20 protein-coding genes are annotated in these 22,263 nt (G+C 33.7%); 8 read left to right on the top strand and 12 right to left on the bottom strand.

The genetic code is table 11. From position 1 onward, the window contains the following. Positions 1-92: 92 nt before the first annotated feature. The 8 genes from ACFO3N_RS19800 to ACFO3N_RS19765 all read left to right on the top strand — a co-directional run bounded on the left by ACFO3N_RS19800 (position 93) and on the right by ACFO3N_RS19765 (position 13,443). Entirely contained in the window at positions 93-3,107 is a 3,015-nt protein-coding gene (locus ACFO3N_RS19800; protein ID WP_379800640.1) for a SusC/RagA family TonB-linked outer membrane protein, read from the top strand. Positions 3,108-3,111: 4 nt separating this feature from the next. Further along, on the top strand, positions 3,112-4,590 hold the full coding sequence (locus tag ACFO3N_RS19795; RefSeq protein ID WP_379800639.1) for a RagB/SusD family nutrient uptake outer membrane protein: 1,479 nt from the start codon (positions 3,112-3,114) through the stop codon (positions 4,588-4,590). A gap of 73 nt (positions 4,591-4,663) precedes the next feature. Next, positions 4,664-6,040: a glucoamylase family protein gene (locus ACFO3N_RS19790; RefSeq protein ID WP_379800638.1), complete on the top strand. Its 1,377-nt coding sequence runs from the start codon at positions 4,664-4,666 to the stop codon at positions 6,038-6,040. Between the two features lie 6 nt (positions 6,041-6,046). Further along, a complete protein-coding gene (locus tag ACFO3N_RS19785; protein ID WP_379800637.1) occupies positions 6,047-6,760 on the top strand; it encodes a carboxylesterase family protein in 714 nt (237 codons plus the stop codon). 10 nt (positions 6,761-6,770) lie between these two features. Further along, on the top strand, positions 6,771-9,071 hold the full coding sequence (gene bglX, locus ACFO3N_RS19780) for a beta-glucosidase BglX (protein WP_379800635.1): 2,301 nt from the start codon (positions 6,771-6,773) through the stop codon (positions 9,069-9,071). Positions 9,072-9,162: 91 nt separating this feature from the next. Beyond that, the gene (locus tag ACFO3N_RS19775) at positions 9,163-9,936 is read left to right on the top strand and encodes a glycerophosphodiester phosphodiesterase family protein (protein ID WP_320492611.1); all 774 of its coding nucleotides are present in this window, start codon (positions 9,163-9,165) and stop codon (positions 9,934-9,936) included. 29 nt (positions 9,937-9,965) lie between these two features. After that, on the top strand, positions 9,966-11,885 hold the full coding sequence (locus ACFO3N_RS19770; RefSeq protein ID WP_379800634.1) for a discoidin domain-containing protein: 1,920 nt from the start codon (positions 9,966-9,968) through the stop codon (positions 11,883-11,885). 166 nt (positions 11,886-12,051) lie between these two features. Continuing rightward, positions 12,052-13,443, top strand: a complete 1,392-nt coding sequence (locus ACFO3N_RS19765; protein ID WP_379800633.1) for a M20/M25/M40 family metallo-hydrolase — start codon at positions 12,052-12,054, stop codon at positions 13,441-13,443. Between the two features lie 55 nt (positions 13,444-13,498). Here ACFO3N_RS19765 and ACFO3N_RS19760 read toward each other — a convergent pair whose 3' ends face one another. From ACFO3N_RS19760 to tpiA, 12 genes are all read right to left on the bottom strand, one after another. Continuing rightward, complete coding sequence (locus tag ACFO3N_RS19760; RefSeq protein WP_379800632.1) at positions 13,499-13,801, bottom strand: hypothetical protein; 303 nt, start codon at positions 13,799-13,801, stop codon at positions 13,499-13,501. Between the two features lie 4 nt (positions 13,802-13,805). Then, positions 13,806-14,258: a hypothetical protein gene (locus ACFO3N_RS19755; RefSeq protein ID WP_379800631.1), complete on the bottom strand. Its 453-nt coding sequence runs from the start codon at positions 14,256-14,258 to the stop codon at positions 13,806-13,808. Positions 14,259-14,348: 90 nt separating this feature from the next. Beyond that, positions 14,349-15,026 carry a YiiX family permuted papain-like enzyme gene (locus tag ACFO3N_RS19750; protein WP_379800630.1) on the bottom strand — a complete coding sequence of 226 codons (678 nt, stop codon included), beginning with the start codon at positions 15,024-15,026 and terminating at the stop codon, positions 14,349-14,351. A 100-nt stretch (positions 15,027-15,126) separates the two neighbouring features. Continuing rightward, complete coding sequence (locus ACFO3N_RS19745; protein WP_320492617.1) at positions 15,127-16,032, bottom strand: hypothetical protein; 906 nt, start codon at positions 16,030-16,032, stop codon at positions 15,127-15,129. Between the two features lie 22 nt (positions 16,033-16,054). Continuing rightward, positions 16,055-16,873 (bottom strand): 3-deoxy-8-phosphooctulonate synthase, encoded by an 819-nt coding sequence (kdsA, locus tag ACFO3N_RS19740; RefSeq protein WP_379800629.1) that lies wholly within the window; start codon positions 16,871-16,873, stop codon positions 16,055-16,057. Positions 16,874-17,114: 241 nt separating this feature from the next. After that, positions 17,115-17,453, bottom strand: a complete 339-nt coding sequence (locus ACFO3N_RS19735) for a hypothetical protein (protein WP_379800628.1) — start codon at positions 17,451-17,453, stop codon at positions 17,115-17,117. A 20-nt stretch (positions 17,454-17,473) separates the two neighbouring features. Beyond that, positions 17,474-17,920, bottom strand: coding sequence for a 2-dehydro-3-deoxyphosphooctonate aldolase (locus ACFO3N_RS19730; protein ID WP_379800627.1), 447 nt, complete (start codon positions 17,918-17,920; stop codon positions 17,474-17,476). A 20-nt stretch (positions 17,921-17,940) separates the two neighbouring features. Continuing rightward, positions 17,941-18,627, bottom strand: coding sequence for a lysoplasmalogenase (locus ACFO3N_RS19725; protein WP_379800626.1), 687 nt, complete (start codon positions 18,625-18,627; stop codon positions 17,941-17,943). Between the two features lie 8 nt (positions 18,628-18,635). Beyond that, positions 18,636-19,907: a sterol desaturase family protein gene (locus ACFO3N_RS19720; protein ID WP_379800625.1), complete on the bottom strand. Its 1,272-nt coding sequence runs from the start codon at positions 19,905-19,907 to the stop codon at positions 18,636-18,638. A gap of 175 nt (positions 19,908-20,082) precedes the next feature. Continuing rightward, a complete protein-coding gene (locus ACFO3N_RS19715) occupies positions 20,083-20,358 on the bottom strand; it encodes an ATP-dependent Clp protease adaptor ClpS (RefSeq protein WP_095927736.1) in 276 nt (91 codons plus the stop codon). A gap of 36 nt (positions 20,359-20,394) precedes the next feature. Continuing rightward, on the bottom strand, positions 20,395-21,228 hold the full coding sequence (gene prmA / locus ACFO3N_RS19710; RefSeq protein WP_111424285.1) for a 50S ribosomal protein L11 methyltransferase: 834 nt from the start codon (positions 21,226-21,228) through the stop codon (positions 20,395-20,397). A gap of 220 nt (positions 21,229-21,448) precedes the next feature. Beyond that, complete coding sequence (tpiA, locus tag ACFO3N_RS19705; RefSeq protein ID WP_379800624.1) at positions 21,449-22,201, bottom strand: triose-phosphate isomerase; 753 nt, start codon at positions 22,199-22,201, stop codon at positions 21,449-21,451. Between the last annotated feature and the right edge of the window lie 62 nt (positions 22,202-22,263).

Genomic DNA, 22,263 nt, shown 5'->3' with positions numbered 1-22,263 from the left:
TAATGATGTAGCTATGTTGTAGTGGTGTTTGATGTACTACAACGTTGTAATTGCTTAATTTGGCTCTACTAACTTAAACGATTACGTACTGTATGAAAAATTTTATTTTTAGCTTTTTAGCGCTCTTGCTGCTGCCTACCTATATGATGGGGCAAGCTCAAGCAATTAAAGGAAAAGTAGTAGACAGTAATGGAATGGGAATTCCAGGAGCAATTATCGCTTCAGCTGATGCTAGAGCAACTGCAGATGCAGATTTCGACGGAAACTTTACAATTAATGCAAAACCTGGAGATATTTTAAAGATCTCTATGTTGGGTTTTGATTCGGTTTCTGTACCGGCTACTGCCGCACCAATGACAATAACCTTAAAAGAAGCGGGCGATACTGCTTTAAAAGAAGTAGTTGTAATTGGATACGGTACAAGAAAGAAAATTGATAATACTTCGGCTGTAAGCTCAATTAAGTCCGAAGAGATTACCAAAATGAAAGTAATAAATGCTTCTCAAGCTATTCAAGGTAAAGCTGCAGGGGTACAAGTTGCTACTTCAGATGCGCCAGGAAGTACGCCTTCTATTGTTATTAGAGGGGTTGGTACTGCATTAGGAGGAAGAAATCCGTTATATGTTGTGGATGGTATGCCTACTGATAACATTAATAATATCAACTCAAATGATATTACTTCTTATGAGGTTTTAAAAGATGCTTCTGCACTTGCCATTTATGGAACAAGAGGTGCAAATGGGGTAATCATGATTACTACTAAAACAGGTAAAGGGAAACTTACTGTAGATATTGATAGCTATGCTGGTTTTAGATCTCCTCTAAAGAAAGTGAAAATGGCAAATGCTGACCAATATATTCAGTATAATAATGCAGCGTTTATTAGTCAGTTTCCTGCTGGAAGATTTTCTCAAAATCAACCGTATAATACAAACTGGTTTGATGAAATAACAAGAACAGGAGTTTACACTCAAAATAACGTATCGCTTTCTGGATCAGGAGAAAATATTAAATATTTCTTTAGTGTTGGTAATTACGAAGAAGAGGGTATCTTAAAAGGAACTGAATACGGGCGTACTACTTTTAGAAGTAACAATGAGTACAAAATTTCGGAGAAACTTAAAATTAGCCAAAACTTCAGTGTTAGTTCTATAAAAAATACTCCACAGCCAATGTCTGCATTCACATCTGCTTACAGACAATCGCCTTTAGTTCCGGTACGTTATCCTAATGGGAAATATGGTGTGCCATTTATACAAAATGGAGTTATTTCTCAAACGGGAGATTCTTTTAACTCAGTTGGAAACCCTGTTGTTGCCTTAGATTATAACAACGAGCAACAAAAAACAGTTACACTTCAAGGTGGATTAAGATTAGATTGGGACATCATGAAATCATTGAAGTTTACATCTCAATTTAATGGAGAATATTTTACTTATAAACAATATAATTTTGTTGATAATTTAGGTCTTTGGTTAGCAGCTGATCCGAGCAGAGTAGAATCTGCTTATGACAAAAAGAGTTTGAATACAAACACTTTGACAAGAAACACTGACGATTATTTCAACTGGAATTTATCAAACTATTTTACTTATAACAAAGTTTTTGCTGAAATTCATGATGTTGAAGTTACTGCAGGTATTGAGGCTAACGTAATTGGAACGAGATCAAAAACTACTGCAGATATTAGAAACGTAAACCCAAATAGTAACTATTGGGGGCTTGATGGTATTAATTACGCACAAAATGGAGGTGTAACTACATATAAAGCTGTAAATGATAATCAAGCTCGATTAGCATCATATTTTGCACGTTTTCAATATAAATTATTGGATAGATATTTATTAACAGGTACTGTAAGACGTGATGGATCTTCAAATTACTCAAGCGACTACCGTTGGGGAACATTCCCATCAGTTGGTATTGGATGGATTGTAACAAAAGAAAGCTTCTTATCTGATATTAAAAATTTAGATTTATTAAAAGTTAGAGGTTCTTGGGGTAAATTAGGAAACCAAAAAGTTCCATTAAACATTCAGTCATTTACTTCTGGAGTAGATTACAATGGAGGTTCTGGAACAACTATTAACTCGCAAATTGATCCAAGTTTATCATGGGAAATTGTAGAAGAAGCTTCTGCAGGTATAGATGTTGAGTTGTTTAATAGTAGATTAAAAGGATCGTTTGATGTTTATAGTAAAAACACTAACAATGCTATTTTAAATGTTACGCCTTACTCAACTTCAGGAATTACTGTAGAATCTCCAACACACGTAGGTGAGGTATCTAATAAAGGGTACGAAATTGCTTTGCGTTGGGATGACAAAATTACTGATAACTTAAGTTACTGGGTAGGAGGAAATTTCTCTCATAACAAAAATGAATTAGCTAGTTTAAAAAATGTTAGACTTGCAACAATTAATGGTGGTTCATTAGGAAATGGTCAAGTAACAAAAATACTTGATAATACATCAGTAGGACAGCCTTTAGGTAGTTTCTATATGTACGAATATGCAGGGGTTGATCCAGCAAACGGACAGATGTTGTACTATACAGCAGACGGAAATAAGGTAGCTCAAGGTGCTTTAGATCAAACTAAAGACAGGAAATATGTAGGTTCTGTTTTACCAACTTCTACTTACGGCGTTACTTTAGGATTAAATTATAAAAATATTGATTTCTCTGTAGACGGATACGGAACAAATGGAGCAAAAGTATATAACGGAAAAAAAGCACAGCGTTTTTATGGAGAAAATGTAGAAGCTTCTTTACTTAATGACATGTGGACTCCAACAAATACATCAGGATCTAATCCAGCTCCATTTAATCAGGTTCCAGTAGCATCAACTTATTATTTAGAATCTGGAGACTTCTTCAGAATCAATAACATTACATTAGGTTATAAACTTCCGTTAAGAGAAGAAGGTTTTATCAACTATTGTAGAATCTACGTAAATGCTATGAATCCTTTCATTAGTCAAAAATTTTCAGGATTCTCACCTGAGGTTTTAGGAGATGGAGAATTAGTTAAAGGTACTCAGGGAGTAGAGTTAGATGCTTACCCGGCATTGAAAACATTTGTAGTTGGTGCAAACTTAAAATTTTAATATCATGAAACGATTATATATATCACTTTTTATACTTTCTGGTTTGTTTGTATCTGGATGTTCAGACGAATTTTTAGAAGTAGATCAGACAAAAAATATTCCTGCAGATCCAGCTTTAGTTGATAGCGATGCAGGAGCTACATCAATGGTTGATGCAGTTTATAATATATTTTTATCTTGGGACATGTCTTCTTTTGCTTGGAATGGGGTAAGCAGTATTATGACTGACGACGCAGACAAAGGTTCTGATCCTGGAGATACTGGTACAGATAAAGATGTTCTAGATGCTTTAACTTTTAATTCTTCTACACCATCATTCAGTAGTATCTGGAATTATAATTATGCAGGAATCAACAGAGCTAATCAAGCATTAGCAATGTTTCCAAAACTTACGCAAGTTTCGCCAGCTTTAAAAACAAGATTAGAAGGAGAAGCAAAGTTTTTAAGAGCTTTTATGTATTTTACTTTAGTTAAAGGATATGGAGGAGTTCCAATTGTTGACCGTTTGCCAATTCCTGGAAATGAAGAAGACAGACTTATGCAGTTAACTCGTAAAACTCCAGCAGAAGTTTATGCTTTTATCGAAAAAGATTTAAATGATGCTATCGAAGCTTTACCGCTAAAATCTTCATATAGTGGGACTGATGTTGCACGTGCTTCTAAAGGAGCTGCTTATGCTTTGTTAGCTAAGGTTAATTTATACCAAAAAAACTGGCAAAAAGTAATTGACAATTGCAATCAAGTAACAGGTTATTCTTTAGTTTCTGATTATTCTTTGCAATACAAGAAAGAAGGAGAGTTTGGTCCAGAGTCAATTTTTGAAATTAATGGAATTGGAGGAACTTCTTCTCCAGGATATGGAATAGGAAATTATACTGTGTCTCAAGCGCCTAGAGGTGCTGGAGGATGGGGATGGGGTTTCAATACACCATCTCAAGGACTTGCTGATGCTTACGAAGCTGGAGATGTTAGAAAAGCCGCAACCATTATTTTTAGAGGTTCTGTTTTGTATGATGGTAGAGAGGTGGCATCTACTGTATCTAACCCAATGTACAATTATAAAGCATATTCATCAGCGTTTTACAATCAGGAATTTACAGACGTAAATCTTAGATATTTAAGATATGCTGAGGTAATATTAATGAAGGCTGAGGCTTTAAATGAATTAGGTCAAACTGCAGAAGCGATTCCTTTGATCAATCAAATTAGACATAGAGCGGGATTAGGTGATACTCCAGCAACAGGTCAGTCAGATGTTAGAAAAGCAATTTATAAAGAAAGAAGATTAGAATTTGCTTTTGAACATGACAGATGGTTTGATCTTGTAAGAACAGGACAGGCAGAAGCAGCTATGAAAGCAGATGTTAGTGCTACTTTCCCAAGCGGAAAAACTTTTATTGTTGGTAAACATGAGTTATTTCCAATTCCGGCTTTAGTGGTTCAACAATCTGGAGGGGTAACAACACAAAACCCTGGTTATTAATTAAAATCTTAATATCACTTCCTTTAGATTTTCTAAGGGAAGTGATTATTTATTAAAATCTTAAATTTTTATAATGGTTAGAATTTCAGTTTTATTTTTAGCTTTTACTTTTTTTAGTTGTGGATCTAATGCCGATAAGTCGAAAGAAAATGTACAGGAAAATACTTCTGGCGTTACTGCATTAACAGATGAGCAGCTTTTAGATGCTGTTCAAAAAGAAACTTTTAAATACTTTTGGGACTATGCAGAACCAAATTCTGGATTAGCGAGAGAACGTTATCATCCTGACGGAGTTTATCCTGAAAATGATTCTAATATCGTTACAACAGGAGGTTCAGGTTTCGGATTAATGGCACTTGTTTCAGGAATGTCTCAAGGTTATATTACTAAAGAGCAAGGAGTAGAGAGACTTAACAAAATTGCAGATTTTTTAGGCAAAGCAGATCGTTTTCATGGAGCATGGTCACATTGGATTGACGGAAATACAGGAAAAGTAAAACCTTTTGGAACCAAGGATAATGGTGGTGATTTAGTCGAAACTTCATTTTTGGTTGCAGGAATGATTACCGTTCGTGAATATTTTAAAGATGGTTCTGAAAAAGAAAAAGCGGTAGCACAAAAATTTGATGCACTTTGGAAAGGTGTTGACTGGCAGTGGTACACAAACAATAAAAATGTTTTGTACTGGCACTGGTCTCCAAGTTATGCTTGGGAGATGAATTTTCCATTACAAGGATATAACGAATGTCTTATTACTTACGTAATGGCAGCGTCTTCGCCAACGCATACAATCGATGCAAAAGCATATCACGAAGGATGGGCGAGAAGCGGTGGTATAGTTTCTTCAAAAACAAAATACAATATCCCACTTATTTTAAAGCATAATGGGGCAGAAGAATTTGGTGGTCCATTATTCTGGGCGCATTATTCTTATGTAGGTTTAGATCCAAACCAATTAAGCGATAAATATGCTAATTATTGGGATTTAAATGTAAACCAGACTAAAATTAACTACGAATATTGTGTTGAAAACCCGAAAAAAATTGAAGGTTATGGTCCAGAATATTGGGGGTTAACTGCATCATATTCAAGAAATCCTGATGGTTCTATTGGATATAATGCACACATGCCAAGTAACGATCAAGGTGTGATTTCGCCAACAGCAGCAATTAGCTCAATCGTTTATACGCCAAAAGAATCAATGACATTTATCCGCAATTTATATGAGAATCATAAAGATGAAACTTGGGGAAATGCAGGTTTTTATGATGCTCTTAGTTTAGGAAATAAATGGGTGGCAAAACGCTATTTGGCAATTGATCAAGGTCCAGAAGTTGTAATGATCGAAAATTACAGAACAGGACTATTGTGGAAATTGTTTATGAATGCACCAGAAGTAAAACAAGGTTTAATAAAACTTGGATTTAAATCTGGGAAATACGGAATTTAAGGTTCTATGAAAAATAAGTTAGCATTTATATTTCTGTTGTTTTCTATAGTTGTTATTGGGCAGAGTGAAACAACTGGGAAAATTAATACAGTTATAATGTCTAAATATGAACTGGGATATGTTTTGCATCGTCCAGAGAATGTTAAGGAGAATAAGCCATTGATTGTTTTTATTTCGGGTGATGGAGAAAAAGGAACCGATTTGGAGAAAGTAAAAATTAATGGTCCTTTAAAATATTTAAAAACACACCAATTAGACGCTTATGTTTTGGCTCCGCAATGCAAAGAAGATGAAAATTGGGATATAGAATCAATTTATCAGCTGATTGTAAAAATTCAGAAAGAGAATAAAATCGATTCAGAAAGAATATATGTTACTGGTTTGAGCTCAGGAGGTTGGGCTTCTTGGAATTTGGCTTTTGCACATCCGGATCTATTTGCCGCAAACGTACCTGTCGCTGGCTTTGTAGATTTAATTCAGTTAGAAAAAGCATGTGAAATAGCCAATATTCCAACCAGAATTTTCCACGGATTACAGGATAATGTGGTCAATGTAAATTATGCCATCACGATTTACAATGAATTGAAAAAATGTAATGCCAAAGATGTAAAGCTGACCATTTTTGATGATGCAAATCATGACAGCTGGACAAGAGTTTATGATAACAAAGAGATCTATGACTGGATGTTACAGCAAAGAAAAACGAATACAAACAAATAAATAGAATAGAATGAAAAACAAATTAGTCTTACTTTTTTTAGGATGCGCTGTTTTGGGTTATGCTCAAAAAAAGCCAGCTAAAAATACAGTGAAAATTAAACCAAAGTCTGAATTTGTGGCGGAATTAATGTTAAAAATGACTTTAGACGAGAAATTGGGTCAGTTAAACTTGCCAACATCTGGTGATATTACCACTGGGCAGGCAAACAGCTCAAATGTGGCAAAAAATATTGCTGAAGGAAAAGTGGGTGGTTTGTTCAACATTAAATCAGTTCAAAAAATTAAAGAAGTACAGAAAATTGCGGTTGAAAAAAGTCGTTTAAAAATTCCGTTGCTTTTTGGTATGGACGTTATTCACGGTTACGAAACAACATTCCCAATTCCGTTAGGATTATCTTGTACTTGGGATATGGGATTAATTGAAAGAAGTGCGCAAATTGCAGCAAAAGAGGCAAGTGCAGACGGTATCAACTGGACATTTTCTCCAATGGTTGATATATCTCGCGATCCAAGATGGGGAAGAGTTTCTGAAGGTTCAGGAGAAGATCCATATTTAGGAAGCCAGATTGCAAAAGCAATGGTGAATGGTTACCAACAGCATGACCTTTCAAAAAACAACTCAATTTTAGCTTGTGTTAAGCACTTTGCATTATATGGAGCTCCAGAAGGCGGACGTGATTACAACACTGTTGATATGAGCCACATTAGAATGTTTAATGACTATTTCCCTCCTTACAAAGCTGCAGTAGATGCTGGTGTAGGTTCGGTTATGGCTTCTTTCAACGAAGTTGACGGAATTCCAGCAACAGGAAACAAATGGTTAATGACAGATGTTTTAAGAAAACAATGGGGTTTTAAAGGATTTGTAGTAACAGATTTTACTGGAATTCCTGAAATGATTGAGCACGGAATGGGAGATTTACAAGCAGTTTCTGCTCAATCTCTAAATGCTGGTGTTGAAATGGATATGGTTGGAGAAGGTTTCTTAGGAACTTTGAAAAAATCTTTAGACGAAGGAAAAGTAAAAATCGAAACAATCGATAATGCTGTAAAACTTATTCTAGAAGCAAAATACGACTTAGGATTATTCCAAGATCCGTATAAATATTGTGATGAGAAGAGAGCAAAAACAGAGATTTTTACAACAGATAGCAGAAAAGAAGCACGTGATATTGCTGCACAATCTTTAGTTTTATTAAAAAACCAAAACCAGCTTTTACCACTTAAAAAATCTGGAACAATTGGTTTAATCGGACCATTGGCAGATGCTAAAGAAAACATGCCAGGAACTTGGAGTGTGGCTACAAAAATGGAAAATGCCGTTTCATTATTGAGAGGTATTAAAGAAGTAGCGGGAGCTGGAACTAAAGTTTTATATGCAAAAGGAAGCAATTTAGATTACGATGAAACTTTTGAAACTAATGCGACAATGTTCGGTAAAACTTTACACCGTGATGCTCGTTCAAAAGAAGATTTATTGGCAGAAGCTTTAAAAGTAGCAGAGCAGTCAGATGTAATTGTAGCAGCTTTAGGAGAATCTGCAGAAATGAGCGGAGAATCTAGCAGCCGTACAAACTTAGAAATTCCACAAGCGCAGAAAGATTTATTAAATGCGTTATTAAAAACTGGAAAACCAGTTGTTTTAGTTTTATTTGATGGACGTCCGTTAGTAATTACAGACGAAGAAAAAACAGTTCCAGCAATTTTAAATGCTTGGTTTGCTGGTACAGAAGCTGGTTATGCAATTGCTGATGTGTTATTCGGAGATGTAAATCCTTCAGGAAAATTGACTTCAACTTTCCCAAGAAGTGTTGGACAATTGCCAATTTATTATGCACACAAAAATACAGGAAGACCACTTTCTAACACAGAAGGTAAATTCGAGAAATTCAGATCAAATTATATTGACGAAAGAAACGAGCCTTTATTCCCATTCGGATTTGGTTTAAGCTACACGACTTTTGATTATTCAAACTTGAAAATTTCTTCTGATAAAATGAATCCATCTGGAAAATTGAAAGTAACTGTTGATGTAACAAATACTGGAAATTTTGACGGAAAAGAAACAGTTCAATTATACATTAGAGATTTAGTTGGTTCAGTAACAAGACCAGTTAGAGAATTAAAAGGTTTCCAAAAAATAGCACTTAAAAAAGGTGAAAAACAGACAGTAAGTTTTGATATTACTGTTGAAGATTTAAAATTTTATAACTCTGATTTACAATTCGTAGCAGAGCCAGGGCAGTTTGATATTTTCATTGGAGGAAATTCAAATGCCGATAAGAAAGTTAGTTTTGAGTTAACTAAATAGTTGGTTTATTTGATTAGTGAAAAGCCCTTCGTTTGGAGGGCTTTTTTTCTAAAAAGACAAAACCTTTTTGTAATTTTTTAACTACGTTATTATGAATAAAATTAAAATATTTAGTGCCGTATGTCTTATTGCTTTCTCCTATTGCAATGCGCAAAAGAACGCAATAGTAGCACATCGCGGAGCATGGAAAAAGAATAATCTGCCTGAAAATTCTATTGCATCATTAAGACATGCAATAGATTTAAAATTGCCAGGATCAGAGTTTGATGTTTGGAGAACAGCAGATGATTCACTTGTAATCAATCATGATGCCCATTACAACAAACTGCTTATTGAAGAAACAAATTATGCAGATTTGATAAAGTTTAAACTTTCTAACGGAGAAAAACTTCCAACGCTGTATGAATATATTTCCGAAGGAATGCGAAATAACAAGCACACACTTTTAGTTTGCGAAATTAAACCTTCGGAAATCAGTAAAGAAAGAGGACAAAAAACGGGTGTAGCAGCAGTCGAAACCATTAAAAAATTAAAAGCCGATAAAAATACCTGCTACATCAGTTTTGATTACGATATTCTAAAAAAAATCAGAGCAATAGATCCGAAAACTTCTCTGCAATATTTAGAAGGGAATAAATCTCCAAAAGAGGTAAAAGCGGATAAAATTAACGGTGTTGATTACCATTATTCTGTTTTTCAAAAACATCCTGAATGGATACAAGAAGCAAAGGATAATAAAATTATTCTAAATGCTTGGACTGTTAATGAGGCTAAAGATATGGATTGGATTATTGCACACAAATTCAATTACATTACTACAAACGAACCCGAACTTTTAAAGGAAAGAAAAGAGATTAAAAAATAAGCTGTAAAGCTTAACTAAAGAATCTAACCATGAAGAATATATATAAACAACTTAAGCCAATTTTATTGCTTTCGATGCTTTTCGGAAGTAGCCTTTCGGCACAAAATTCTGGTAAAACAGAATGGTTTGACCCTAGCAGACCAGCAACAACCTATTGTAATCCGATAAATATTGGGTACAATTTTACGACTCATAATCACAACGGAATTCCGGAATCGCGCCGTTCAAGCGCCGATCCTGTAATTATTACTTATAAAGGCGAATATTATTTATTTGCAACCAATCAGGCTGGTTTCTTTTGGAGTAAAGACATGTCAGACTGGAATTTTGTTTACGGGAGTTTCCAGAGGCAGCCAGGCGATGACGACCAATGTGCTCCAGCAGCGTGGGTTGTAAACGATACTTTATTCTATGTAGGTTCAACTTGGAAGAGAGATCATCCGATTTGGAAAACGGCAGACCCGAAATCGGGAAGATGGACACGTCACGTAGATAAAGCAATGTTGCCAACTTGGGATCCAGCGATTTTTCAAGACGATGACAAAAAAGTATATATGTACTACGGCTCAAGCGGAAAATTACCACTTGTAGGTGTTGAGGTTGATTATAATACTTGGCTTCCAAAAGGAAATCAAGCAGACTATGCAGAATTGTATAAAGCGACAGAAGTAGAGGATATTCAGAAAGTTTATGGACAAGTTAAAGAAGTAGCAATTCTTGATCCATCAGCTCATGGATGGGAACGTTTTGGACCAAACAATGATATGGAACCTGCGCCGTGGGGGAATTTCATTGAAGGGGCTTGGATGACAAAACATAACGGAAAATATTATATGCAGTATGGTGCACCTGCAACCGAATTTAAAGGCTACGCAAATGGTGTTCATGTTGGAGATAATCCGTTAGGGCCATTTACGTACCAAAAACACAATCCGATGTCTTATAAACCAGGCGGATTTGTAATTGGAGCAGGACACGGAAATACTTTCGCAGATAATTATGGAAATTACTGGAATACAGGAACGTGCAAGATCTCTATTAAAGATCGTTTTGAGCGTCGTATAGATATGTTTCCTGCCGGATTTGATAAAGATGATGTAATGTATTCGATCACAGCTTATGGGGATTTTCCAATTGTATTGCCAACAGCCCAACGTGATCAAACAAAAGGAGCTTCTTCTGGATGGATGCTGCTTTCCTATAAAAAGCCTGTAACGGTTTCTTCTTCAGAAGAATGTATGGAAGTAGAAACGCACAGAATGGATAATGGCGGTAAAAAAGTATATGAGAAATTCTGTTATGGACCAGAAAATCTTACCGATGAAAACATTCAAACCTATTGGTCTGCAAAAACTAGCAATCCAGGAGAATGGCTTCAAATGGATTTAGGAAGACAAATGGAAATTAATGCTTTACAAATTAACTACGCAGATCATAAAGCAACGCAGTTTAATAAAGCAATGGATATCTATTATCAATATAAAATATTCATGTCTGATGATGCTCAAAATTGGACTTTGGTTGTAGATAAATCTAAAAATGATAAAGATGCACCTCATGATTATGTAGAGCTTTCAAAATCTATTAAAGCGCGTTACATTAAAATGGAGAATATTCATAATGCATCTGGTTTATTTGCAATTTCAGATTTTAGAGTTTTTGGAAATGGATTGGCAGCAAAACCAAAAGCTGTTGCTTCTTTTAAAGTAGACAGAAACAAGGCAGATTCTAGAAATGCGATGATTTCTTGGAAAAAGCAAGCTGATGCGATTGGTTACAATATTTATTACGGAATTGAACCAGATAAATTGTATAACAGCATTATGGTTTTCGGTAATAATACCTATGATTTTAGAGGTTTAGATAAAGGAACAAAATATTATTTTACTATTGAGCCTTTTAATGAAAACGGAATCGGAACAAAAAATAAGATTATAGAAGTTAAATAGTCTTTATTTATAAAATCTGTAAAAGCTCTAATTGCAAATTGAAAAATTTGTAATTGGAGCTTTTTTTTGAGAAAAGGTTGAGAAAAAGACGTCAGAAATGTTAATAATTTTGTTCCTTTGCTAATATACCAATGGTATACTAAACTCCAAAATTACTATCAAAACTATGAAAAAAACAATTCTTTTAACTGCATTAGTTTTAAGCGGATTGACATCTTTTGCTCAGACAAATGATGAAAAAAACATCAAATTATTTTATAAAAAAGCTTTAACCGAATCAAAATGTTACACTTGGTTAGAATATTTGTCTAACGATATCGGGGCTCGTTTGTCTGGATCTAAAGGTGCAGAACTGGCAGTTGACTATACTAAAAGACAATTAGAAAGTTTAGGACTAGATAAAGTTTATTTACAAGAAGTTATGGTGCCTCATTGGGTACGTGGCGAAAAAGAAACGGCTTACATTCTTGATGGAAAAGTAAAAACTACTGTGCCAATTTGTGCACTTGGTGGTTCTGTAGCTACTGCAAAAACAGGTCTTACAGCAGAAATAATCGAAGTTCAAGGAATTAAAGAACTAAATGAACTTGGAGCAGATAAAGTAAAAGGAAAAATTGTTTTCTATAACAGACCAATGAATCCTGAAAATATTGAAACTTTTACTTCTTATGGAGCTTGTGTTGACCAAAGGTATGCTGGAGCAAAAGAAGCCGCAAAATTAGGTGCCGTTGGAACAATTGTTCGTTCTATGAATTTACGTCTAGACGACTTCCCTCATACAGGTACTCAAAGCTACGGTGATTTGCCAAAAGAACAATATATTCCAACAGCTGCTATTAGTACAAATGGAGCAGAATTGTTGAGTAAAACTTTAAAAAGAAATCCAGCTTTGAAATTTTATTTTAAACAATCTTGCGAAACTTTACCAGATGCATTGTCTTATAATGTAATTGGCGAATTGACAGGAAGTGTAACTCCAGAAAACATTATGGTTGTTGGAGGACATTTAGATTCTTGGGATTTAGCAGATGGTTCTCATGATGATGGAGCAGGAGTAGTACAGAGTATGGAAGTAATTCGTATTTTGAAAAACTTAAACTACAAACCAAAAAATACGATTCGTGTTGTATTGTTTATGAACGAAGAAAATGGAGGAAGAGGCGGAGCCAAATATGAAGAGGTTTCAAAACAAAATAAAGAAAACCACATTTTTGCTTTAGAAAGTGATTCAGGCGGATTTTCTCCAAGAGGATTTTCAATTGAAGCAGATGATGCTAATTTGAAAAAAATTCAAGGTTACAAAGACCTTTTTGAGCCTTATTTGGTACACAGTTTCACAATTGGCCATGCAGGTTCAGATATTAGTCATTTGACTTCTCAAGCTATTGTAAAAGCAGGTTTAAAACCAGATTCTCAGCGTTATTTTGATTATCACCACGCAGCAAACGATAAATTTGATGCAATCAATAAAAGAGAGCTTGAACTTGGTGCAGCAACAATGACCACATTAATGTATTTATTAGACCAAAACGGAATCGAAACTAAAAAAGCAAATTAAGTTTCAAAAAAATAAGACACAAAAAGCCATAAGTTTACTTGTGGCTTTTTTTATGTCAAGATTTCATCACAACCAAATAATAAAAAAAGAGGATTGGAATATTTGAAAATAAGATTAAAAGCTTCACTCCAATATCTTTTCGCTGTTCTGAGAGATGAATAAACAAATCTGTCAAATGTAAAAACATAATTGTATTTACAATTATAGCTCCTAAAGCAAAAGGCCATGCAATAACTAAAATCATAGCACTTCCGTTTGAAACGATGTAAAGAATAAATAGAATTGTACTGATTATAAATGTACCAATAGCTAATTCTGTAGACTGTTTTTCTTCAGAAGAATTATAAGTTGTTTTCATGTTGTTAAATTTTAAAAGTTTGCTGAATAGTTTGAATTGGCAAAAAAAGCATTTTTGAAAAATCGAGGTAATGAAAAGCATTTGCCTTTTTTCCTCTTTTAAATTGCTGAATGAAATAGCTCATACGTTTCGGATAAAAAACAGTTCCTGTTAGAATTACCATAAATAAATACAAGCTTTTTTTTCCATTTCCAAGTAAATAATACTGCATTCCGATTTCTTCATAAACCGAAACTCCAGTATTGGTAAGGACATGAATAATGTCGTGATCTTCTAGTTTTTCCTGAATATCAAAATGATTTTGATATAGAAAACTTCCCAAGCTAAATCCTAGACTTTCTTTAGGATAATCCATTAGAAGACCTTTCTCAATATTCCAAGGCTGGTTCTTTTTGAAGTATTTTTGATACGGTTTTTTAGAACATTCATACAGTTTTTCAATCAAATAATCTCTCATAGGTTAGTTTTTATAAAGTTCTTTGAATTTCAAAGTAAATAGGTAAATAAAAAAGCTAGAAACAATAAAGCAATCTAGCTTTTTAAAATATTAGTAAGTGTCTATTACAGTTTTTAAAATAGTAGAATCGGCAAGGTCAGAAGGGGCAACGACTTTTTCCTCTAATGGTATGTTGTTGCCATAACGTTCTTTTAGTATTTTTTGAACTCTCGGATCTTTCAAATTAAAATCTTTCAATTCTCTAAGTGGAGACAATTCGATTCCTGCAGCATTTTTATAAATTTTCCAGATCAATTCAGAGCAATATATTCTGTTATCAGTCCATTCAAAATAAGCATCATACTCTTTGCCATTAAATTGCTGACTGTAGTCTTTCATTTTTTGTAAAACTTCTGGTTTCAAAACAGTATCGTCTTTTAATCGTTTAACTACATATTTATGATCTTTTCCATGTTGGATCCAATCTTCCAACGGAGTAAGCTTTACAGGCTGTACGGCTTCAAAAACAAACCATTTTCCGTTAACATCATAAATGATTCCACAATGAGAAAACTTCGAATTTGTGGCAATGCGAACTGCCTCACACTGTTTAGATTCTGATGTTTGAAAAATAAGATCTCCGTCTTTAAACTTGCTAACAGCTGTTTTTTCTGTTTTGGATGTTCCAGTAAACGGATTATTCGGAAAAACTTTTATAGCCACGAATAAGGCACAGCTAAAGCTTAAGAAAAAAGTAATAATCGGAAATAGATATTTTTTGTTTTTCATAAAGTAAAATTTAAAGTACTTTGAAGTGCAAAGTAAATAATAAAAAAAATAGCTGCCAAATAAAATGGCAGCTATTTTCTAAAATATATTTTACGAAATATTAGAGTCTAAAAATACCTCCAACAGCAATAATTCTTTGAAAATAAGTAAAGTGCTGAGAAGCTTTATCTTCATTGCTAGTAGTTGTTCTAATGTCTTGCATATTGATGTAACCACCTTTTAGTTCTCCCTGAATATAGAAATGCTTGAAGAAAGTAACGTTTAAACCAGCTTTTGCAGAAACACCATAACCAGAAACGTGAAAATCATCGTGACGTTCTTTACCTAAAAGAGTAGTATTGGTTTTAGGATATAAAACTCCAGCGCCAATACCTTCGGTTAAGTTAATCTGAACTTTATCAATATTTGGTAATCCAAACCATTTAGAAACATCATCAAATCTTGCAACTTCTGTATTAATGTAGTTTAAACCATCTGTATGTTCGTACATTAAAAAAGCTGGACCATTTACATTTATTTCACCATTGCCATAACCGCCTTCTTTAGCCCCTCCTTGAGACATATCCACAGGAGTATTGTTGTAATTACCATTGTAAATTGACGCAGGATCATCTGCAGGTAAATTGATGTTTCCGGTAACATTTGCGATTTGATTCTGTGACATTACATATTTCATGTGGTCAACACCAATAGTCACACTATAATGATCACTAAAAAAGTAACCCAATCTCAAATTGGTTTGAGGAATAGTCATGTTAACAGGATTGATGTAATCAACATGCCATCCTTTTGGTTTGTCATGAGCAGCCATATTCTCCACTGTAAAGTTGTAATCTTTACCTCTAAAGTTTACATCAGATTTTGAGTAGCTTTCTCTGTTACCACCCCACATAACAAAGAATTTTCCTTTATTATGGGCAGCATATTTTTGTACTGGTATTTCTTCCTGAGCAAATGTGTTTAAAGAAACACAGGTCAGTAAGAAAAATAAAATTTTTGTTTTCAAAGAACTTAAGTATTATAAAAAATTAAAATGAGTTAACCGTTTTTCTAATAGCTACTAGTTTGTTCATCAAACCTTCAAAATAGTCTAAATGAAGCATATTAGCACCATCACTTTTTGCATTTGCAGGATCAAAATGTGTTTCGATAAAAATACCGTCAACACCAACTGCGATACCAGCTTTTGCTACTGTTTCAATCATGTCAGGTCTTCCGCCTGTAACACCAGCAGTCTGATTTGGCTGTTGTAAAGAGTGTGTTACATCTAGAACTGTAGAAGCATATTGCTGCATAGTAGGAATACCTCTAAAATCAACAATCATGTCTTGGTAGCCAAACATAGTACCACGATCTGTAACCATAACATTCTCATTATTACAGTCTAAAACTTTTTGAACAGCATGTTTCATGCTTTCCGGACTCATAAATTGTCCTTTTTTTAAGTTTACCACTTTTCCGGTATTGGCAGCAGCCACAACAAGATCGGTCTGGCGAACTAAAAATGCAGGAATCTGTAAAACGTCAACATATTGAGCTGCCATGTCAGCATCTTCGTTTGTATGGATATCTGTTACAGTTGGAAGATGAAAAGTTTCTGAAACTTTTCTTAAGATTTTTAAAGCTTTTTCGTCACCGATACCAGAAAAACTGTCAATTCTAGAACGGTTTGCTTTTTTAAAAGATCCTTTAAATACATAAGGAATCTGAAGATTGTCTGTAATACCAACTAATTTTTCAGCAATTCTAAGAGCCATTTCTTCTCCTTCGATAGCACAAGGCCCTGCCAATAAAAAGAAATTTCCGCTGTCAGTATGCTTAATTTGTGGAATATGTTGTAAGTTCATAAAATTATTTTTTGCACTGCAAAGGTAGTTATGATTTATGAATAGCAGATGAAGATTTAAGATTATTTTAAGAACTCGAATAGCTGACTAGGAGCTGAGTAGAATTAACGAATTGCTAAAATTTCTTTAAAACCATTAAGTGCTTTTTCCGTGGCAATATTAAAGCATGAAAAGAAACTAATAAATGACATTTATCATGTTCTAGAATTTTGCAGCTTAATACTGTCTTTATTAAGAAATATTAAGAATTTATCCTATTTCTTTTTGTTCTCCATCTTTTAATTAGAAATTGAATTACAAGGATCAAAATCAAAACAAAAAGTAATAAGAAACATGCTACAGCCATTCCTACAAGTGGCATACCACATCTCATAGGATTGGGATATTGTTCATATTGTTTAGAAAAATTATAATCAGCAATATTAAAAGCCACAAGAGAAAGTGCAATTTGCAGGATAAAATTGATCCAAGAAATTTGGCTGAATTTAAATGAGGCAGGTTTATAGATAGAAAATGTTCCCCATATTAATTGTGATAATACGGGTAAAATAATAAGCAATAGCGGTAATGCATTAAGCATAATCTTAATCTGAGATTATTTTATTTCAACCTCAATCCCATCGGAACCATTAAAATCCCTTTTTCATAAATATTCAAATACAGTTTTACAGGCTTTTTCTGCCCTTCCCATTTCAATTCATAAACATTCAAAAATCCAGCGCCCATATTGCTTCTTTTGGTTGGGAACGGACAGCAGGTTTCTAATCTAGTATACGTAATTTTTTCGCCATTTGGACCCGCCAAAGCATTTAAGAAACGGCTTTCGTTTAAAGTCTCACTATTGGTATTTTGAAAAAATATATTAACAGGATAATCAGGATCATAACCGTACTTTTTGTCTTTAGCAAATTGCGTTATAGCAAACGTATTGTCCTTCTTCAAAATCAAATCAGGCGCATTATCATCAACATTTTTTAAAGTCGATTTTGTGCTTACGCAAGAAGAAGCAATGATTACTAAAACAATTAAAAGTGCTATTTTTTTCATGATTGAGGTTGTTGGAAAAGTTAAACTGTTTGCTGTTCTTTTTTTGGATTTAGTTTTAAAACACCAACTACAATCAGATATTGTGCCAGAAGATAAGTTAGCATAATAAAAAAGGAGCTTTTAGGAATTGGAGCATAAAATTTATTTACAGCCAGAATACTATCAGAAATAATAAAGAAAATAGCCCCTAAAAACACAAGCTGATTTCCCGGCTTTTCCCACACTAAAAATCCGTTGAAAGCAAATAGAAGCATAATTGAAATTACCGAAGCGTAAATAGAAACAGGAATTTCAAGATCTCCTAAATGGGGCATTAATACAGAAACCATCCCGATTAAATAGACTGCGATTAATATGCTGCCAAATATAAAAATTGGTTTGTTTTGTTTTTTTCTAATTCTCTTCTGCTTATTGAAAAGAATGCAGTAGATGATATGTGCAGATAGGAAACATAAGAGTCCTAAAATAAAATATATTTCACCAAGATCTGTAAAAAGTAAGATAACATCTCCAAGCCAAGAGAGTACAAGTGCAGCTAATAAAATATTCTGCGTTGGAAAATTTCTATAAAAGTAAGCGCCAAACCCAATAATTGGTATTAGAATGGGTTTGAGAAAAAGATCAAAACGTTCGTGGCCAGTGAGCAGAATAATGAGGTAAACCACACTAAATGCAGCATAAATTTTAAAAAAAGATGAGTTTCTCATAATAGGGGTTATGAATTGGTATATTGGTTTTGGTTGGTTTTAAAGTCAAAATTAACAAAATAAAGTGTTGCTGAAAAAGATAAAATCAGGTAGGTAAAAATAATATAATTACTAATTGGGATTGTACGATTTAGCCCAAACCAGTCTCCGTAATAGCCAATAATACCCATTACTATTGCTATTCGGGTGCCTTCCCATAAGAGAGCAAATCTATTTTTGTCCATTAACTCCGTGTAGCTATATATGGTTACGAAAATAAAAAAACCGTAGATGAAAATATTGGGCAGACCAATTTTGGCAATATTTTCAAATAGATAGCTTACAAATAGTAATGTTATTAAAACTTGTACGACCGACCAGTAAATTAATTTTTGAGAGTTTTGAGTGCCGTATTTCTCAAAATTAAAAACATTTTCAATTTTGTTTACAGGATATTTTTCTTCAAAGTTTTCGGGGCGCCAACCTGTTGGTTTAAACCAAATGGTGAGTTTGTCTTTCCATTTTGGAGCGCGCCAGGCATCTTTTATAAGTAAAATCAAATGCTGAAAATTTATTTTAATAGGATTCCAGGTATTAGCTGGTCTTGTGATTCCGAAAACGGGTGGAACTTCGTCCAGTTCTTCTTGAAAAGTGCCAAAAAGCTTATCCCAAAAAATAAAAATCTGAGAGTGGTTTTTGTCTAGGTATTCTGGATTAATGGCATGATGCACGCGATGATGCGAAGGAGTTACTAAAATATGCTCCAAAAAGCCCATTTTTTTGATGTGTTTGGTATGATACCAAAATTGCAAAAACAAGTGAATAGGAAGCGTTATTGCAATTACTGAAGCAGAAACACCCAACAAAGCAGCAGGAATCAATAAAAAAGTAAATAGATTAACCAAACTAGCAATTGGCTGACGTAATGCGCAGGCAAGATTAAATTCTTCACTGCTGTGATGAATAGCATGTTTGTTCCAAAGAAAATTAATCTGATGCGCTAGTCTATGACTCCAATATCCATAAAAATCAATCACAAAAAAGGCTATAAAATAAGACAAGACATTGACTTCTAAGTGTTGTAATGCAATTTTAGAAACCAGCCATTCATAAGAAAGAAAAGTGATACTGAGTCCTAAAACATCTTTTACAGAATTGGTTATTCCAGAACTAATGCTCGATACGCTGTCTATTAGTGGCGCTGTATCGTTTTTTACATAAATGCCGTATATTTTTTCAATGATAATTAAAGTCAAAAAAATGGGCATTGCAATAATCAATATCTTTCCATATTCTTCCATAAAAAAAGCATTCTATTTCGTTCAAATATAGAATAAAATCAAATGCTTTTTAAATTATTGTTAAATTAAACGGTTTTTAATGTGATATTTTGATTTAAAATAAGACAAATAAAAAACGCATTCTATTTTATTCGAATATAGAACAAAACAGAATGCGTTTTAAATTATGGATCAATTAAACAATTTCGGCGCTAAGTCCAGCTTCCAAAAGTTGTGTGCATTGAGGTTTAAGTTTTTCAATCGGACCCGTTTTTACAGTGCATTTTCCGTTGTAATGAACAATCAAAGAGCATTGTTCGGCTTGTTCAGCCGTATGGTCGCAAACACGCATAAGAGTATCGATTACGTGATCAAAAGTGTTTACATCATCATTATAAACAATGATCTCGTTATTAAAAGCAATGGCTTCTTTTTCGCGAACTCTTTCTCTTACTTTTTCTTTAGTACTCATATCTTATAGGTTTTGTACTGAGTTGATTATCAGTATCTAATTTACGTATTTTAAAGATACCCAGTTGTTTCTTTGAAGCTTTTTAACATAAGTTAATCCCTTTTCAACGCATGAAGCGTCAATAAATGGAATGTCTTCTTCATAAAAACCGCTAAAAAGAATAATTCCTTTTGGGTTTAAAGCATCAACATAAGCCTGCATATCGTTCAACAAAATATTTCTGTTGATATTGGCAATGATTAAATCGTATTTTTTACCCGCTAATAAAGCCGCATCGCCCTCATAAACGCTGATATGTTTGCAATTATTGCGTTCGGCATTTTCAATAGAATTTAAATAACACCAATTGTCAATATCAATGGCATCGATAGGTTCAGCGCCTTTCATTTCTGCTAAAATAGCTAAAATGGCAGTTCCACAACCCATATCAAGTGTTTTTAAGCCTTTTACATCCATTTCCAATAAATGCTGAATCATCATATGAGTAGTTTCATGATGACCAGTACCGAAACTCATTTTAGGTTCGATCAAAATATCAAACTCAGCATCGGTTTTTGGGTGAAAAGGAGCTCTTACGTGGCATTTTCCATCAACATCGATTGGTTCGAAATTTTTTTCCCATTCTTCGTTCCAGTTTACCTGATCGATTTCTTCAATGGTATATTCAATTTTAAACTCTTCAGATTGTAAAATGTAAATATCATCCAGAATATTCTCATCCCATAAATCCTTCTTCACAAAAGCCGAAATTCCGTTTTCTGTTTCTGTAAAACTTTCAAACGCTTTTTCGCCCAATTCAGCAACTAAAATTTCTGATCCTAATTCTTTCGGCTCAATCGTAAAATGATATCCTAAATAGATGTTTGACATAAATAAAAATTTTTGCAAAGGTAATCCTTAAATTATAAATTTTCAATTTAAAAATTCCAAATTCCAAAACGAAAAAACCATTCGCACCGCGAATGGTTTTTTGTAAAATCTAAAATCTAAAATCTAAAATCTAAAATCTAAAATCTAAAATCTAAAATCTAAAATCTAAAATCTAAAATCTAAAATCTAAAATCTAAAATCTAAAATCTAAAATCTAAAATTAGATAGCAGTAACAATAGCTAAGAAATCGTCAGCTTTTAAAGCGGCACCTCCAATTAAACCACCATCTACGTCTGGTTTAGAGAAGATTTCTTTAGCGTTTTCTGGTTTTACAGAACCACCGTATAAAATAGAAACTTCATCAGCGATTTCAGCTCCAAAAGCTTTACGGATAGTTTCTCTGATAAATTCGTGCATTTCTTGTGCTTGTTCTGGCGAAGCAGTTTCTCCAGTTCCGATAGCCCAAACTGGCTCGTAAGCTAAAACAATTTTGGACCAAGATTCTTTTGCGATATGGAAAACACCATCACGTAATTGGTTTTCAACAATGTTAAAGTGATTATTAGACTGACGATCTTTTAATTCTTCTCCAAAACAGAAAATAACTGTCATGTCATGTTTTAAGGCTGTATCAACTTTGTTTGCAATTAAAGCATCTGTTTCGTGGAAAATAGCTCTACGCTCAGAGTGACCTAAGATTACAGTGTTAACGCCAATGCTTGTTAACATATCTGCAGAAATTTCTCCTGTAAAAGCACCACCTTCAGCTTGGTGAACGTTTTGAGCAGAAACACCAATAGTTGTATTTTTTAATTTTGCAGCAGCAGCTTGTAAGTTTACAAAAGTTGGAGCTACAATAACTTGTGCATTTGTTTTAGCTGGAATTTTAGCCACTAATTCGTTTAATAATTCTTCAGTTTGCGCAGCATTTTTATGCATTTTCCAGTTTCCTGCAACAATCGATTTTCTCATTTTGGTAGTTTTATATTATTTTTTTGTTTTTGAAAGAAGTCAAAATTTAAATTGAATCTTTA

The organism is Flavobacterium chungangensis (assembly GCF_042654045.1).
In the GTDB taxonomy this organism is placed as follows: Bacteria; Bacteroidota; Bacteroidia; order Flavobacteriales; family Flavobacteriaceae; genus Flavobacterium; species Flavobacterium chungangensis.
This window is presented reverse-complemented; position numbering and strand designations above follow the sequence as displayed.

What these genes read in the sequence shown, in the direction of transcription:
- ACFO3N_RS19800 (WP_379800640.1), top strand. Translation starts at nt 93, where the DNA reads ATGAAAAATTTTATTTTTAGCTTTTTAGCGCTCTTGCTGCTGCCTACC.
- ACFO3N_RS19795 (WP_379800639.1), top strand. Translation starts at nt 3,112, where the DNA reads ATGAAACGATTATATATATCACTTTTTATACTTTCTGGTTTGTTTGTA.
- ACFO3N_RS19790 (WP_379800638.1), top strand. Translation starts at nt 4,664, where the DNA reads ATGGTTAGAATTTCAGTTTTATTTTTAGCTTTTACTTTTTTTAGTTGT.
- ACFO3N_RS19785 (WP_379800637.1), top strand. Translation starts at nt 6,047, where the DNA reads ATGAAAAATAAGTTAGCATTTATATTTCTGTTGTTTTCTATAGTTGTT.
- bglX (WP_379800635.1), top strand. Translation starts at nt 6,771, where the DNA reads ATGAAAAACAAATTAGTCTTACTTTTTTTAGGATGCGCTGTTTTGGGT.
- ACFO3N_RS19775 (WP_320492611.1), top strand. Translation starts at nt 9,163, where the DNA reads ATGAATAAAATTAAAATATTTAGTGCCGTATGTCTTATTGCTTTCTCC.
- ACFO3N_RS19770 (WP_379800634.1), top strand. Translation starts at nt 9,966, where the DNA reads ATGAAGAATATATATAAACAACTTAAGCCAATTTTATTGCTTTCGATG.
- ACFO3N_RS19765 (WP_379800633.1), top strand. Translation starts at nt 12,052, where the DNA reads ATGAAAAAAACAATTCTTTTAACTGCATTAGTTTTAAGCGGATTGACA.
- ACFO3N_RS19760 (WP_379800632.1), bottom strand. Translation starts at nt 13,801, where the DNA reads ATGAAAACAACTTATAATTCTTCTGAAGAAAAACAGTCTACAGAATTA.
- ACFO3N_RS19755 (WP_379800631.1), bottom strand. Translation starts at nt 14,258, where the DNA reads ATGAGAGATTATTTGATTGAAAAACTGTATGAATGTTCTAAAAAACCG.
- ACFO3N_RS19750 (WP_379800630.1), bottom strand. Translation starts at nt 15,026, where the DNA reads ATGAAAAACAAAAAATATCTATTTCCGATTATTACTTTTTTCTTAAGC.
- kdsA (WP_379800629.1), bottom strand. Translation starts at nt 16,873, where the DNA reads ATGAACTTACAACATATTCCACAAATTAAGCATACTGACAGCGGAAAT.
- ACFO3N_RS19735 (WP_379800628.1), bottom strand. Translation starts at nt 17,453, where the DNA reads ATGCTTAATGCATTACCGCTATTGCTTATTATTTTACCCGTATTATCA.
- ACFO3N_RS19730 (WP_379800627.1), bottom strand. Translation starts at nt 17,920, where the DNA reads ATGAAAAAAATAGCACTTTTAATTGTTTTAGTAATCATTGCTTCTTCT.
- ACFO3N_RS19725 (WP_379800626.1), bottom strand. Translation starts at nt 18,627, where the DNA reads ATGAGAAACTCATCTTTTTTTAAAATTTATGCTGCATTTAGTGTGGTT.
- ACFO3N_RS19720 (WP_379800625.1), bottom strand. Translation starts at nt 19,907, where the DNA reads ATGGAAGAATATGGAAAGATATTGATTATTGCAATGCCCATTTTTTTG.
- ACFO3N_RS19715 (WP_095927736.1), bottom strand. Translation starts at nt 20,358, where the DNA reads ATGAGTACTAAAGAAAAAGTAAGAGAAAGAGTTCGCGAAAAAGAAGCC.
- prmA (WP_111424285.1), bottom strand. Translation starts at nt 21,228, where the DNA reads ATGTCAAACATCTATTTAGGATATCATTTTACGATTGAGCCGAAAGAA.
- tpiA (WP_379800624.1), bottom strand. Translation starts at nt 22,201, where the DNA reads ATGAGAAAATCGATTGTTGCAGGAAACTGGAAAATGCATAAAAATGCT.